This window comes from Streptomyces sp. NBC_00310, from assembly GCF_036208085.1.
Lineage (GTDB): Bacteria > Actinomycetota > Actinomycetes > Streptomycetales > Streptomycetaceae > Streptomyces.
In genome coordinates this window covers 2,485,948-2,500,340 of sequence record NZ_CP130714.1, presented here as the reverse complement: position 1 = coordinate 2,500,340, position 14,393 = coordinate 2,485,948, and the positions used below count along the sequence as shown (strand labels likewise).

General features: G+C 71.4%; 15 protein-coding genes. 11 read left to right on the top strand and 4 right to left on the bottom strand.

The window, feature by feature from the left end; genetic code table 11:
• Positions 1-484 precede the first annotated feature (484 nt).
• The 3 genes from OG202_RS11040 (at position 485) to OG202_RS11030 (ending at position 4,705) form a co-directional block, all read left to right on the top strand.
• Positions 485-1,873 carry an aldehyde dehydrogenase family protein gene (locus OG202_RS11040; protein ID WP_328222643.1) on the top strand — a complete coding sequence of 463 codons (1,389 nt, stop codon included), beginning with the start codon at positions 485-487 and terminating at the stop codon, positions 1,871-1,873.
• 129 nt (positions 1,874-2,002) lie between these two features.
• On the top strand, positions 2,003-3,088 hold the full coding sequence (locus OG202_RS11035) for a Zn-dependent alcohol dehydrogenase (protein ID WP_327730443.1): 1,086 nt from the start codon (positions 2,003-2,005) through the stop codon (positions 3,086-3,088).
• 273 nt (positions 3,089-3,361) lie between these two features.
• Positions 3,362-4,705 carry an MFS transporter gene (locus OG202_RS11030; protein ID WP_326583897.1) on the top strand — a complete coding sequence of 448 codons (1,344 nt, stop codon included), beginning with the start codon at positions 3,362-3,364 and terminating at the stop codon, positions 4,703-4,705.
• Here OG202_RS11030 and OG202_RS11025 read toward each other — a convergent pair.
• A complete protein-coding gene (locus OG202_RS11025) occupies positions 4,702-5,685 on the bottom strand; it encodes a DMT family transporter (RefSeq protein ID WP_327730444.1) in 984 nt (327 codons plus the stop codon). The two genes, OG202_RS11030 and OG202_RS11025, sit on opposite strands and share 4 nt — an antisense overlap.
• 44 nt (positions 5,686-5,729) lie before the next feature.
• Positions 5,730-6,386: a TetR/AcrR family transcriptional regulator gene (locus tag OG202_RS11020; protein ID WP_326583899.1), complete on the bottom strand. Its 657-nt coding sequence runs from the start codon at positions 6,384-6,386 to the stop codon at positions 5,730-5,732.
• 75 nt (positions 6,387-6,461) lie between these two features.
• On the opposite strand from OG202_RS11020, the gene OG202_RS11015 reads away from it, so the two are divergent.
• The 5 genes from OG202_RS11015 (at position 6,462) to OG202_RS10995 (ending at position 10,434) form a co-directional block, all read left to right on the top strand.
• The gene (locus tag OG202_RS11015; RefSeq protein ID WP_327730445.1) at positions 6,462-7,613 is read left to right on the top strand and encodes an acyl-CoA dehydrogenase family protein; all 1,152 of its coding nucleotides are present in this window, start codon (positions 6,462-6,464) and stop codon (positions 7,611-7,613) included.
• 87 nt (positions 7,614-7,700) lie between these two features.
• The gene (locus OG202_RS11010) at positions 7,701-7,988 is read left to right on the top strand and encodes a YiaA/YiaB family inner membrane protein (RefSeq protein WP_326583901.1); all 288 of its coding nucleotides are present in this window, start codon (positions 7,701-7,703) and stop codon (positions 7,986-7,988) included.
• 133 nt (positions 7,989-8,121) lie between these two features.
• Positions 8,122-8,748 carry a TetR/AcrR family transcriptional regulator gene (locus OG202_RS11005; RefSeq protein ID WP_327730446.1) on the top strand — a complete coding sequence of 209 codons (627 nt, stop codon included), beginning with the start codon at positions 8,122-8,124 and terminating at the stop codon, positions 8,746-8,748.
• 283 nt (positions 8,749-9,031) lie between these two features.
• On the top strand, positions 9,032-9,736 hold the full coding sequence (locus tag OG202_RS11000; RefSeq protein ID WP_326583903.1) for a glycoside hydrolase family 11 protein: 705 nt from the start codon (positions 9,032-9,034) through the stop codon (positions 9,734-9,736).
• Positions 9,733-10,434 carry a polysaccharide deacetylase family protein gene (locus tag OG202_RS10995; RefSeq protein WP_328222642.1) on the top strand — a complete coding sequence of 234 codons (702 nt, stop codon included), beginning with the start codon at positions 9,733-9,735 and terminating at the stop codon, positions 10,432-10,434. Before OG202_RS11000 ends, OG202_RS10995 begins: the two co-directional genes overlap by 4 nt.
• Before the next feature lie 67 nt (positions 10,435-10,501).
• Here the strand turns inward: OG202_RS10995 and OG202_RS10990 are convergent, their stop codons facing one another.
• Positions 10,502-10,963: a MaoC family dehydratase gene (locus OG202_RS10990; protein ID WP_327730449.1), complete on the bottom strand. Its 462-nt coding sequence runs from the start codon at positions 10,961-10,963 to the stop codon at positions 10,502-10,504.
• A gap of 151 nt (positions 10,964-11,114) precedes the next feature.
• Between OG202_RS10990 and soxR the strand changes: the two genes are divergently transcribed.
• Positions 11,115-11,657: a redox-sensitive transcriptional activator SoxR gene (soxR, locus tag OG202_RS10985; protein WP_327730450.1), complete on the top strand. Its 543-nt coding sequence runs from the start codon at positions 11,115-11,117 to the stop codon at positions 11,655-11,657.
• Positions 11,658-11,716: 59 nt separating this feature from the next.
• Here the strand turns inward: soxR and OG202_RS10980 are convergent, their stop codons facing one another.
• A complete protein-coding gene (locus tag OG202_RS10980; RefSeq protein ID WP_328222641.1) occupies positions 11,717-12,793 on the bottom strand; it encodes an RNA ligase (ATP) in 1,077 nt (358 codons plus the stop codon).
• A 171-nt stretch (positions 12,794-12,964) separates the two neighbouring features.
• On the opposite strand from OG202_RS10980, the gene OG202_RS10975 reads away from it, so the two are divergent.
• Both OG202_RS10975 and OG202_RS10970 read left to right on the top strand, forming a co-directional pair.
• Entirely contained in the window at positions 12,965-13,693 is a 729-nt protein-coding gene (locus OG202_RS10975; RefSeq protein ID WP_327730452.1) for a hypothetical protein, read from the top strand.
• 107 nt (positions 13,694-13,800) lie between these two features.
• Positions 13,801-14,322: a hypothetical protein gene (locus OG202_RS10970; RefSeq protein ID WP_327730453.1), complete on the top strand. Its 522-nt coding sequence runs from the start codon at positions 13,801-13,803 to the stop codon at positions 14,320-14,322.
• The last annotated feature ends 71 nt before the right edge of the window (positions 14,323-14,393 follow it).

Here is a 14,393-nt window from a genome sequence, read left to right as displayed (position 1 = left end):
GCCCTGCGCGACCTGGGCAATTGGGTACGGCCAGTGGCGACGGGGAGGCCCCGGACCACCTCTCTGGTGGAGCGGGGGCCCCGCACGCCGGCGCCGTATCCGGCGTCCCAGAGCGCGTGATCACGTTGACCCGGACGGTCCAGGGCGCCACAAGCCAGGAAGCCGACCATCACACGATCGAGTCAATGCGGCCCCATGTGCGCCCTTCGGCGAACAGTTGCCATCCCCACGAGTACCGGCACCCGCACGACACGCGGAGCCGGGCGGGAGCCCGCACCCGCCCCTTCACCCGGGCCCGGGTCGCCGTCGTGGCCGCCGTCTGTCTGTCGGCCGACAGACAGACGGCGTACGCCACCCTCGCCGAGGACGCGTCAGCCGGTTCCGTCGTGACGAGTCCTGCCTCACTGTCCGGGGCTCTGGTGCCGGAAAACTATCAGAGCTAGTTTTTGGGGCGGACGACACAGCCCGCCCGGGAGGCAGCACGATGAAGGCACACGACGGTATGTACATCGGCGGTACCTGGCGGCCCGCCGCCGGGACCGACACGATCGAGGTCGTGAACCCGGCCGACGAGCAGGTGATCGACCGGGTCCCGGCAGGCACCGCCGAGGACGTCGACGCCGCCGTGCGGGCCGCCCGCGCCGCCCTCCCCGGCTGGGCCGCGACCCCGCCCGCCGAGCGGGGCGCGCTCATCGGCGCGCTGCGCGACGCGCTCGCCGCGCGCCGGGAGGAGATCGCCGAGACGGTGACGGCGGAGCTCGGCTCGCCGCTGCCGTTCTCCCAGCGGGTGCACGCGGACCTGCCGGTCGCGGTCGCCGGCTCGTACGCCGAGCTGGCCGCGAAGCACGCCTTCGAGGAGAAGGTCGGCAACTCGACCGTCCACCACGAGCCCATCGGCGTGGTCGGCGCGATCACCCCCTGGAACTACCCGCTGCACCAGATCGTCGCCAAGGTCGCCCCGGCCCTCGCCGCGGGCTGCACGGTCGTCCTGAAGCCCGCCGAGGACACCCCGCTGACCGCCCAGCTCTTCGCCGAGGCCGTGCACGAGGCGGGCGTGCCCGCCGGGGTGTTCAACCTGGTCACCGGGCTGGGCCCGGTCGCCGGGCAGGCCCTCGCCGAGCACGACGGCGTCGACCTGGTCTCCTTCACCGGCTCCACGGCGGTGGGCCGGCGCATCGCCGCGACCGCCGGGGCCGCCATCAAGAAGGTGGCCCTGGAACTCGGCGGCAAGTCCGCCAACGTGATCCTCCCGAGCGCCGACCTGACCAAGGCGGTCGGCGTCGGCGTCGCCAACGTCATGTCCAACTCCGGCCAGACGTGCAGCGCCTGGACCCGCATGCTCGTCCACACCTCCCAGTACGACGAGGCCGTCGAGCTGGCCGCCGCGGCCGCCGCGAAGTACGGCGACCGCATCGGCCCGCTGGTCAACGCCAAGCAGCAGGAACGGGTGCGGGGTTATATCGAGAAGGGCGTCGCCGAGGGCGCCCGCCTGATCGTCGGCGGCGCCGAACCCCCGCGCGAACAGGGCTACTTCGTCAGTCCCACCGTCTTCGCCGACGTGACCCCCGAGATGACCGTCGCGCAGGAGGAGATCTTCGGCCCGGTCCTGTCGATCCTCCGCTACGAGGACGAGGACGACGCCCTGCGGATCGCCAACGGCACGGTCTACGGGCTGGCCGGCGCCGTCTGGGCCGGCGACGACACCGAGGCCGTGGCCTTCGCCCGCCGCATGGACACCGGCCAGGTCGACATCAACGGCGGCCGCTTCAACCCGCTGGCCCCCTTCGGCGGTTACAAGCAGTCGGGAGTGGGCCGCGAACTCGGCGCCCACGGTCTGACCGAGTACCTGCAGACCAAGTCCCTTCAGTTCTGAGCGGGTTCGGACCGACGGCGGGGGCGGTTGCGGACGGACGCCGGTCGAGGGTCGCGTCGCCGTCCGTACCGTTCCCGCCTGCCGGGCCGAGCGAGTCGTTTCCCAGCGAGCGTAGGAGAGTCGTCCCCCATGGCCGTTCGAGCCGCCGTACTGCCCGCCGTCGGTGCCCCGTTGGAGATCACCGGGATCGAGCTGCCGGACCCCGGGCCCGGCCAGGTCCGGGTGCGGCTGGCCGCCGCCGGGGTCTGCCACTCCGACCTGTCGCTGTCCGACGGAACCATGCGGGTGCCGGTGCCCGCCGTGCTCGGCCATGAGGGGGCGGGCACCGTCCTCGCGGTCGGCGACGGGGTCACCCATGTCGCGCCCGGCGACGGCGTCGTCCTCAACTGGGCTCCCTCCTGCGGGAGCTGCCACGCCTGCTCGCTCGGCGAGGTGTGGCTGTGCGCGAACGCGCTGCTCGGCGCCGGGAACGTGTACGCCCGCCGCGCCTCCGACGGTGCCGACCTCCACCCCGGGCTGAACGTGGCCGCCTTCGCGGAGGAGACGGTCGTGGCCGCCGGGTGCGTGCTCCCCGCCCCCGACGGCGTCCCGCTCACCGACGCGGCCCTGCTCGGCTGCGCGGTCCTCACCGGCTACGGCGCCGTCCACCACTCGGCGCGGGTCCGCGAGGGCGAGACCGTCGCCGTGTTCGGGGTGGGCGGGGTCGGACTGGCCGCGCTGCAGGCGGCGCGGATCGCCGGCGCGTCCCGGATCGTCGCCGTGGACGTCTCCCCGGCGAAGGAGGAGCTGGCGCGTGCGGCGGGGGCCACGGAATACGTCGTCGCCTCCGAGGACACCGCCCGCGCGATCCGTGCCCTGACCGGCAAGCAGGGCGTGGACGTCGCCGTGGAGTGCGTCGGCCGCGCGGTCACCATCCGGGCGGCCTGGGAGTCGACCCGGCGCGGCGGCCGCACCACCGTCGTCGGCATCGGCGGCAAGGACCAGCAGGTCACCTTCAACGCCCTGGAACTCTTCCACTGGGGCCGCACCCTCTCCGGCTGCGTCTACGGCAACTCCGACCCCGCCCGCGACGTTCCGCTCCTCGCGGACCACATCAGGGCCGGCCGCCTGGACCTGGGCGCCCTGGTGACCGACCGCATCTCCCTGGACGACATCCCGGGGGCCTTCGACAACATGCGGGCGGGCAAGGGCGGCCGGGCTCTGGTGACGTTCTGATTCTGCCGCGGGTGACTCGTGGTCGCCCGCAGCCGAATCAGAACGGCCGCGGGTGATGCGTGGTCGCTCGCGCGGTTCCCCGCGCCCCTGAAAGGGCGCCGGGCGCGCCCCCGGGCTTCTCGGGGGCGCGGGGAACTTGCGCGACCAGCCCTCACGCACCCACAGCGGCAACCCATCCCTCGAGCGAACTCACCCGTGCACGACCGTTGACCTCCATACCGTCCGGTCAGTACGTTCCCCGGAACGTCCCCGCACCCATCGGAGTGTGCTCGCATGGACACCGCTCCTTCCTCCCCCTCCGTCCCCCAACCGCCCGCACCCACCGCTCCCCGCCCCCAGAGTCACCGCAAGGTGGCCACGGCCGCGGCGCTCGCCTCGGCCGTGGAGTGGTACGACTACTTCGTCTTCGGCATAGCCGCGGCCCTGGTCCTGGGCGATCTCTACTTCCCGGCCGGCAGCTCCTCCGCGGGAGTCCTCGCGGCCTTCGCCACCTTCGCCGTCGGCTTCCTCGCCCGCCCCCTCGGCGGCGTCGTCGCCGGTCACCTCGGCGACAAGCGGGGCCGCAAGCCGATGCTGGTCCTGGCCCTCACCCTGATGGGCGTGGCCACCACCGCGATCGGCCTCCTCCCCACCTACGAGACGATCGGGATCGCCGCTCCGATCCTGCTCGTCCTCCTCCGCGTCGCGCAGGGCGTCGCCGTCGGCGCCCAGTGGGGCGGCGCGATGCTGCTGGCCACCGAGTACGCCCCCGAGGGCAAGCGCGGGGTGTACGGCAGCTTCGTCCAGCTCGGCGTCCCCATCGGGGTGGTGAGCGCCAACACGATGTTCCTCGTCGTGGGCGCCGCCACCAGCGACTCCGCGTTCGCCGCCTGGGGCTGGCGTGTGCCCTTCCTGGTCGGCCTGTTCGTCCTGGGCCTCGCCTGGTACATCCACCGCCACGTCGAGGAGACCCCCGAATTCAGAGCGGCGGAACGGGAGTTGACGGAGAAGGAGAGGAGTGAGAAGGGCTCCCCGCTCAGGACGATCATCCGCGGTCACCTCGGCACGGTCTTCCTGGCCGGCGGCTCCTTCGCCGTGAACACCGCGACGTTCTACATCCTCATCACCGGCGTCCTCGACTACACGACCCGCGAACTCGGCATGAAACGCAGTGCGGTCCTCGCCGTCTCCCTCTGCGTCAGCCTCACCCAGCTGATCCTGATCCCCGCCGCCGCGGCTCTCTCCGACCGCGTCGGCCGTATCCGGATCTACGCGTTCGGCGCGGTCGGCATCGCCCTGTGGGCCGTCCCGCTGTTCCTGCTCATCGACACCGGCTCCCTGCTGTGGCTCGCCGTCGGCACGTTCGTCGCCAGCTGTTTCCTCAGCATCATGTACGGGCCCCAAGCCGCCCTGTTCGCCGAGCTGTTCACCCCCGAGATGCGGTACACGGGCGCCTCCCTCGGCTACCAGATCGCGGCGGTGTTCGGCGGCGGCCTCGCCCCGTTCCTGATGGTCCTCCTGCTGGAGGCCACCGACACGTCCATGGCGGTGTCCGCGTACATCATCGGGCTCTCGGTGATCGCCCTCGTGTCGATCAAGATCCTCGCGGGGAGGGCGGGTTCACGAACGGACGGTTAGCCCCGCGCGGGCGGCCCGGGTCGCGGTTCCGGAACGACATCCGGGGCCGCGACCTCGGCGCCGGGCACCGCCCCGGGCGTACGCGGCCGGGTGCGGGACCGCGACACCGCCACACCCGCCAGGCACAGCGCGCCACCGGCCAGCGTGAGCGGCCCCGGTACCTCGCCCAGCGCCAGCCAGGACATCAGGACGACCAGCGCGGGCACGGCGTACGTGGTCGCGCCCATCCGGCTCGCGGTCGTACGGGCGAGGGCGTACGCCCAGGTCGTGAAGGCGAGGGCGGTCGGGAACACGCCCAGGTACACCATGTTGAGGGTCGCCGAGGCCGGCGCGTCCGCCGCCTCCCGCACCAGCTGCCCGGCGAACGGCAGGCACGCCACCGCCCCCACGAGACAGCCGAACGTGGTCACCTGGAGCGGGCTCGCCGAGCCCAGCGCGGGCTTCTGCGCGACGACCCCGGCCGCGTACCCGACGGCCGCGAGCACACAGAGGACGACGCCCAGCACCGAGGCCCCGCCCTCGCCGGACATCGACAGACCCACGGCGACCGCGCCCGCGAACGACACCGCCATGCCGGCGAGCAGCCTTGGCGGCATCGGGTCGCCCAGCAGCCGGGCACCGAGCAGGGCGATGAGGATCGGCCCGATGTTGACGACGAGTGCCGCCGTCCCCGCGTCGACCTGCTGCTCGCCCCAGTTCAGGGCGACCATGTAGAACCCGAACCACAGCACCCCGGACACCGCGATCCCCCGCCACGCGGCCCGCGGCGGCCACCCCTCCCGGCGCACCAGCCAGATCGCGCCCAGTACGAGCACGCCCGCCAGCAACCGCCCGAGCGCCAACGCCCCCGGCGAGTACGCCTCCCCGGCACTGCGGATCGACACGAACGCCGACGCCCACAGCACGACGGTGACGGCGGCCGCCCCCGCCGCGAGCAGCTCGACCTTGCGGGTGGGCGTGGACCGGGAGCCGTTCGTCATGGAGCCGAGGCTAGGTGGGGGAGTGCCACGAAAGCTCGCGGTTTTCAGACGCCCAGCTCGGGGCTGTGGGGCGCGACCCGCCCGTACTGCTGCTCCAACCCGTCCAGCAACGCCGTCAGCCCCACCTCGAACGCCCGCTCGTCCACCTTCTCCTGCTGCTCGGCCAGCAGGTGGGCCTGCCCGAGGTGCGGATAGTCGGCCGGGTCGTACGCGCTCTCGTCGTCCACGAACCCCCCGGCGAACGACCCGATCGCGGACCCCATGATGAAGTACCGCATCAACGCCCCGATGGACGTGGCCTGCGCCGCCGGCCACCCGGCCTCGACCATGGCCCCGAAGACCACGTCGGCGACCCGCAGCCCCGCCGGCCGTCGCCCGGGTCCCCTGGCGAGGACGGGCACGATGTTCGGATGGTCGCGCAGGGCGGCCCGGTAGGAGACCGCCCAGTCGTGCAGCGCGGTCCGCCAGTCCCGCCCGTCCTCGAACATCGACAGGTCCACCTGTGCGCTCACCGAGTCGGCGACGGCCTCCAGGATCTGGTCCATGGTGCGGAAGTGGTTGTAGAGGGAGGGCCCGCTCACCCCCAGCTCGGCGGCGAGCCGGCGCGTGGAGACCGCCGCCAGCCCCTCCGCGTCCACCAGCGCCCGCGCCGTCGCCACGATGCGGTCGGTGCTCAACAGGGGCTTGCGCGGTCGGGCCATGGCGCACATAGTAGGGCTGCGACATAAAACTAGCAGTGGTAATTTAAAGCGGAACGGGTCGAAGGGCGGCGTGGCATGAACCTGGAGCTCAGCGAGGAGCAGACCGCCGTACGCCGACTCGCGAGGGACTTCGTGGAGCGCGAGATCGCCCCGCACGTCATCGCCTGGGACCGCGCCGAGAACGTCGACCGGGCCATCGTGAAGAAGCTCGGCGAGGTCGGCTTCCTGGGGCTCACCGTCGACGAGGAGTACGGCGGTTCCGGCGGCGACCACCTCGCGTACTGCCTGGTCACCGAGGAACTCGGCCGTGGTGACTCCTCCGTGCGCGGCATCGTCTCCGTCTCCCTCGGCCTGGTCGCGAAGACGATCGCCGCCTGGGGCGACGAGGAGCAGAAGCGCCGCTGGCTGCCGGGGCTCACTGCGGGGGAGTACGTCGGCTGCTTCGGCCTCACCGAACCCGGCACCGGCTCCGACGCGGGCAACCTCGCCACCCGCGCGGTCCGCGACGGCGACGACTACGTCATCAGCGGCACCAAGATGTTCATCACGAACGGCACCTGGGCCGATGTCGTCCTCCTCTTCGCCCGCTCCACCGACGCCCCCGGCCACAAGGGCGTCTCCGCCTTCCTCGTCCCCACCGACACCTCCGGCCTGACCCGCCGCGCCATCCACGGCAAGCTCGGCCTGCGCGGCCAGGCCACCGCCGAACTGGTCCTTGAGGACGTCCGCGTCCCCGCCTCCGCCCTGCTCGGTCCGGAGGGCAAGGGCTTCACCGTCGCCATGTCCGCGCTCGCCAAGGGCCGGATGTCGGTCGCGGCGGGCTGCGTCGGCATCGCCCAGGCCGCACTCGACGTGGCGGTGCGCCACGCCACCGAGCGCGAGCAGTTCGGCAGGACCATCGCCCACCACCAGCTCGTCCAGGAACTCATCAGCGACATCGCGGTCGACGTCGACGCGGCCAGGCTGCTGACCTGGCGCGTCGCCGACCTCGTCGACCGGGGCCTGCCGTTCGCCACCGAGGCGAGCAAGGCCAAGCTCTTCGCCTCCGAGGCCGCCGTCCGCGCCGCGAACAACGCCCTGCAGGTCTTCGGCGGTTACGGCTACATCGACGAGTACCCGGCCGGAAAGCTCCTGCGCGACGCCCGTGTGATGACCCTCTACGAGGGCACCAGCCAGATACAGAAACTGCTCATCGGGCGGGCGCTGACGGGCGTTTCGGCGTTCTGAGTCCGAGTCCGCGCCTGAGTACGTGAGGCCGCCGGCTGAGTATCCCGACGGATGTGGTCCCGGCCACGCCTGCCGGACCATGTCCCCATGAGTGAGACATCGGTCAAGCAGCAGAGTACGGCGGCCTTCTACGGCCAGGCCGTCGCGTCCTTCGGCGTCGCCATGGCGGCCACCACCGTCGGCATCTACAACCTCGACGCCGACACCTGGGTCCGCGCCTTCCTGGCCATCGCGGTCCTCTACCTCGTGACCTCGTCCTTCACCCTGGCCAAGGTGATCCGCGACCGGCAGGAGGCCGGCCGGATCGTCAGCCGGGTCGACCAGGCCAGACTGGAGAAGCTCCTCGCGGAGCACGACCCCTTCGAGAAGCTCTGACAAGCCCCGGCTCGCACGGCATGGTCTCCTACGGCACGGTCCCGTACGGCACAGCCCTGAGCGGGCCTTCTAAGCGCTCGCTCACCTTTCGGCGGTATGGTGGTGCCCAGTCATCGGAAGGGGCGAACGAGCGATGAGTGCGGCGGAGGAGACGGCGGGCGACGAGCCGCAGCCGTGGGGCGAGGTCAACCCGGACGCGGCCCGGCGGCTGCTGGTGGCCGCCGTGGAGGCCTTCGCCGAGCGTGGCTACCACGCGACGACGACCCGTGACATCGCGGGCCGCGCGGGGATGAGCCCGGCCGCGCTGTACATCCACTACAAGACCAAGGAAGAGCTGCTCCACCGGATCAGCCGCATCGGGCACGAGAAGGCGCTCGACGTGCTGCGCAGGGCGGCCGAGACCGAGGGCAGTCCCGCCGACCGCCTCGCCGAGGCCGTACGCTCCTTCGTCCGCTGGCACGCCGGTCAGCACACCGTCGCCCGGGTCGTCCAGTACGAGCTCGACGCCCTCGGTCCCGACGCCCGCGCCGAGATCGTCACCCTCCGCCGGGAGAACGACGCGGCCGTGCGCGGCATCATCGAGGACGGCGTCGCCGCCGGCGACTTCGACGTGCCCGACGTCCGTGGCACCACCATCGCCGTCCTCTCCCTCTGCATCGACGTGGCCCGCTGGTTCAACGTCAACGGCCCGCGCACCCCCGACGAGGTCGGCTCCCTCTACGCGGACCTCGTGCTGCGCATGGTGGGCGCGAAGAAGTGACCCCGAGGCGTCGCCCGGCCGATCTTGGCGCGATCGGAATCCTCTTCGAAACATTCGAAGTATCTGCGCGCACTGCATAGGTGGCGAATTGGGGCTGTTGATATTGTCCCTCATTCGAGCGTGTGCTCATGCTTATTGAGCTGGGGTTATGGACTCTCTCCCGCCCTCCGACTGGATCGAATGTTTCGGGGTGGGTGTCGAAACTATTGACAGTTGACAGGGGCAGGCCAACACTCCCTGGGTGAAAGGGCGAACCCCACGAGCCCGAGGAGGACGCGCGCGTATGAACGACGCACCCGCACCCCGACCCACTCCCACCCCGCCCCCGAGCCGTAGGCTCTTCATGGGCGGTCTCGGTGCGACCGCCCTGGCCGCCGCGACCGCGGTGGCCCTGCCCGGCACCGCCCACGCGGACACGGTCGTCACCACCAACCAGACCGGCACCAACAACGGCTTCTACTACTCCTTCTGGACCGACGCCCCGGGCACGGTCTCCATGACCCTGGCCTCCGGCGGCAGCTACCGGACCTCCTGGAGCAACACCGGGAACTTCGTCGCCGGCAAGGGCTGGAGCAACGGCTCCCGCAGGACCGTGACCTATTCGGGCACGTTCAATCCGTCCGGCAACGCCTACCTGACCCTCTACGGCTGGACGACCAGTCCGCTCATCGAGTACTACATCGTCGACAACTGGGGCACCTACCGGCCCACGGGAACGTACAAGGGCACGGTCACCAGCGACGGCGGCACGTACGACATCTACAGGACGACGCGGTACAACGCTCCGTCCGTCGAGGGGACCCGTACCTTCGACCAGTACTGGAGCGTCCGTCAGTCCCGGCGGACGGGTGGCGCCATCACCACCGGCAACCACTTCGACGCCTGGGCCCGCGCCGGAATGCCCCTCGGCAGCTTCAGGTACTACATGATCATGGCCACCGAGGGATATCGGAGCAGCGGCAACTCCACCATCACGGTGGCGCCGTGAACACCGGACCGCGCCGCTCGTTCCGTGTCCTGGGGAAGCGGTTGGCCGTCGTCGCGACGGCCGTCGCGAGTGCCGTCCCCCTCGCGCTCACGGCCGCCGCGGCGGCTCCGGCGCGCGCCGGAGCCTGCAACGGGTACGTCGGGCTCACCTTCGACGACGGCCCGTCCGGCAACACGTCGGCCCTGCTCGGCGCGCTGCAGCGGAACGGGCTGCGGGCCACGATGTTCAACCAGGGCCAGTACGCCGCCGCCAACCCGGCGCAGGTCCGGGCCCAGGTCGCCGCCGGGATGTGGGTGGCCAACCACAGCTACACCCACCCGCATCTGACCGGGCTCGGCCAGGCGCAGATCGACTCGGAGATCTCCCGCACCCAGCAGGCGATCGCGGGCGCGGGCGGCGGCACCCCGAAGCTGTTCCGGCCGCCGTACGGCGAGACCAACGCGACGGTGAAGTCGGTCGCGGCCAAGTACGGCCTGACCCAGATCATCTGGGACGTCGACTCCCGGGACTGGAACGGCGCCTCCACGGACGCGATCGTGCAGGCCGCCGCCCGCCTCACCCACGGCCAGATCATCCTCATGCACGACTGGTCCGCGAACACGCTGGCGGCAATCCCGCGCATCGCACAGGGTCTGACCGGCCGGGGCCTGTGTGCCGGGATGATCTCCCCGCAGACCGGCCGCGCCGTCGCGCCCTAGCGGGCACACCCGTGGCGCGGCGGTCACGACCGCCGCGCCACTTCACCGTCGGCCCGGCGGCCGGCCCTCAGAAGTAGTACCGGGACACCGACTCCGCCACGCACACCGGCTTGTCCCCGCCCTCGCGCTCCACGACGACCGCGGCCGAGACCTGGACACCTCCGCCCACCTCCGTGACGTCCTGGAGGGTCGCCGTCGCGCGCAGCCGCGAACCGACCGGCACCGGCGCCGGGAAACGGACCTTGTTGGTGCCGTAGTTGACACCCATCCTGACGTTGTCGACCTTGAGGATCTGCGGCACCAGCAGGGGGAGCAGCGACAGCGTCAGATAGCCGTGCGCGATGGTCGTGCCGAAGGGGCCCGCCGCGGCCTTCTCGGGGTCGACATGGATCCACTGGTGGTCGCCGGTCGCCTCGGCGAAGAGGTCGATGCGCTTCTGGTCGACCTCCAGCCACTCGCTGTGGCCCAGCTGCTCGCCCACCGCCGCCTTGAGTTCCTCGGCGGACGTGAAGATCCTCGGCTCTGCCATGTCCCGGCCTCCCGCATCCCGGATGCCCGCGCATCCGTGTCAACCATGTCGGCACGCATCCCCGCATGCCTAAGCAACTGCTTAGCATGGTCGGCCGCGCGTCCCCTGTCAACGGACGGCGGCGCCACCGGGTATGGGTAGGGTCGGAGGGGTGCCCCAGATCCCTGAGAAGATCCACGAGTTGACCGTCGGCCAGCTGTCGGCCCGCAGCGGTGCCGCCGTCTCCGCGCTGCACTTCTACGAGTCCAAGGGACTGATCAGCAGCCGCCGTACGACGGGAAACCAACGCCGCTACAGCCGGGACACCCTGCGCCGCGTCGCCTTCGTCCGGGCCGCGCAGCGCGTCGGCATCCCGCTCGCCACGATCCGCGAGGCGCTCGCCGAGCTGCCCGAGGGGCGGACGCCGACCCGCGAGGACTGGGCCCATCTCTCCGAGGTCTGGCGGTCCGAGCTGGACGAGCGGATCAAGCAGCTCAACCGGTTGCGCGACCACCTCACCGACTGCATCGGCTGCGGCTGCCTGTCGATGGACACCTGCGTGCTGTCCAACCCCGACGACGTCTTCGGTGAACGGCAGAGCGGCTCCCGCCTCCTCGTCGAGCGCCGGCCCGCCGCCGTACGGCAGACGCCCCGTAGCGGAGGGGGGCCGTCGCGGCGGACGGCCGACGAGCAGGAGCCCAGGAGCTGCCGCTGAGCGACTCCCGGGCTCCCGGACCCCCACGAGTCCCCCGAAGATCCCGTGGGGGTCCGGTCTCACTCGTACTCGGTGCCGCCCTTACGGGTCAGATACGCCGGGCTGACCGCCTTCGCGACGGCCCGCCCGCCGGTCACCGGGCTGTACCGCTCGGTGGCCGGCCGGATCACGACGCCCTCGCGCAGATGCAGATCGCGCCCGGAGACCGTCTCCCGGCCGGTGGCCACCTCCAGGACCCGGTCGATGGAGTACGGGCCCTCGTACAGCCTCGGTACCAGCGGCAGTTCGCCGTCCAGCAGCTCGGACAGCTCCGCCGAGCCGAGCCAGCGCACCTCGCCGTCGATCTCCGCCGAGACGTCGAACACGGCGTACCCGAGCGTGTCGCGCCGGCCGTCGGCGCCGTACGTCAGGTCCTGCACCCCGGCGCCGTACACCTCGCCGAAGATCCCGACCCGGCGTGCCCCGAGCCGTTCGGCGAGCCGGGCCGAGGCCTCGGTGACCCGGTGGCCGTGGACGGCACGCCAGTACAGGTTGCGCGGGTCCTCCTTCAGCGCGAGGGACTTGGCGCCGAAGCCCTTCGAGGACACCTGGACGCGGCCGTCCTCGGCGAAGTACGTCACCAGGCAGGCCGTTCCGTGCAGCTTCTCCGTCAGGACGATCCGCTCGCCGGGCGCGAAGATGTCGGGATAGCGCTGGATGTTCTCGATGTCGACCCAGGGCAGCAGATCCGGCGCCGACTCGACCTCGCCGCTCATCGTGGGCGGGATCGGCGGCACCCACTTGACGATGCCGAGCCGCTCCGCGAAGTCCGTGCCCTCCGTGACGGCGGCCGTGAGGTCCACGTCCGCGAGCTCCCGTGGCCGGCAGACGATGCCCTGCGACAGCTCGCCCCGCAGCCGTACCGCCTTCACCCGGTCCGACCTGCCGCCGGCGAGCCGTCCGGTCAGCCCCAGCTCCTCGATCAGCGCGGCCGGGAGCACGGACTGCTCCGGGATGTAGACGGCGGTGTCACCGGTGCGGTACGCGCCCTTCGCCACGACGGCTCGGTACAGGCCCACCTGGGCCAGTTCGAGCGCGTCGGCGTTCGGGTGTTCGTGGATCGTCAGCACTTCGGCGGTGACGCGCAGCGTCGACATCGGGGCTCTCCTCGGGTTTCCTGGGGCGCTCAGGGCTGTTTCATCGCCCCCAACTGTCCGTACGGGAAAGGGGTGGAGCGAGGGGATTTGCGGCTGGTAGGGTCGCGATCTTCGGCCGGCGGACACGGAGCACCCGCCCGCCCGGCGCGGAGTACCGACGGGATCACTCCCATGTGTTCACCCGCCCTCGACGCCGCCCTCGCGGACATCGACCACGTCTTCGCCGGCTTCGCCAGTCCCACCGAGACGGGATGCGACCGCTGCTTCTCACCCGAGGCGGTGGCGTTGCTGCGCGTCCCGCACGTCCCGTTGCCCAGGGACGAGCTGCACACCTTCGTCCACAAGGTGCGCGACCACTACGAGGACCACGACGCGGTGATGCGCCGCCTGCTGCCGCAGACGGCACGGGCCATGGCGGACGGCGGCTTCGACATCGGATCGGGACGCCACGGGCTGAGCCGGACGGACTGGCGCACATGGCCCGCCGAGCAGGCCGCCGCCATCGAGGCGTTCCTGTACGCGTGGTGGGAGGCGATGCTGCTGACGCCGGAGCCGCCGTACTCGCTCGACGACGTACTGGCGACCTGCGCCGGTATCGGCGGATCGGCGACTGTCTTCCTGGACCGGTGGCCGATACATCCCGTGGCCGACACCCACCTCGTGAACCGGTCCCGTGCCTGGGCCCGCGACCTGCTCGTCGACGATTCGCCGCTCCACTGGTACGACCACGTCCCGGACAACGGCGTACGGGAGCTCGGGGCGTGGCTGGTCCGGAGCGCCCACGCACGGCTCGTGGCCCTGGGCGAGTCGGCCCTCGCCGCACGTGTCGCCCTCATCGCGCTGCCGTACGACGAGCGTTGGTCTCCGCGGAACGTGGACACGGCTCTCGGTATCGACTGACGGTGCCCCCGAGAGCCGCCTCTCCCGCGCAACCGCTTTCGCCGAGACTGTGTCATGAACACAGAGAGGGCCTCGCGGTGTGCCCTCCGGCAAGTGGAGGGACGTGGATGAGCGTCGTCATTTGTTCGCTGAAGTGGGAGAAGGCGCACTCCGGGGTGCAGCGGATCACCTACGACTCGGACGGCTACCACCTGGTGCGCTTCCCGTACGAGAAGACCGAGGAGTCGTACGACCCTTGGAAGATGCACGACCCGGCGAACGGTGGCGCGACCGCGTCGAAGTTCCCCGACCCGCGCTCCGGACTGATCTGGCCCAGCCACGACGGCTGGGGCGTGCTGTCGGCGATGGTGTTCTGGGAGGCGGACCCCCTGACGCTGGAGTACCGGGCCCGTTTCGTGCGCGATCCGCTGAACCTGACGAAGAAGAAGTACGACTCCACGGGTACCACGGACAGCGCCCTCACCCGGGGCGGGCAGTTCCGCACCTACACATGGCAGATGTTCGTCCACCAGGGCATGCCGCTCGGACTGAAGATATCCGCGCGTGGGGCGGGGGACACCAAGCGGGCCACGACGCTGACCCTCGCCGAGTTCAAGCTCGCCATCCACACGGACGTCAAGAAGCCGTAGGTGTCCGCGCGGGCATCGGGCCCGTATCTGTCACTCCGGTCGTGCGCGCCGCTCATACACGGGGGTGCGGC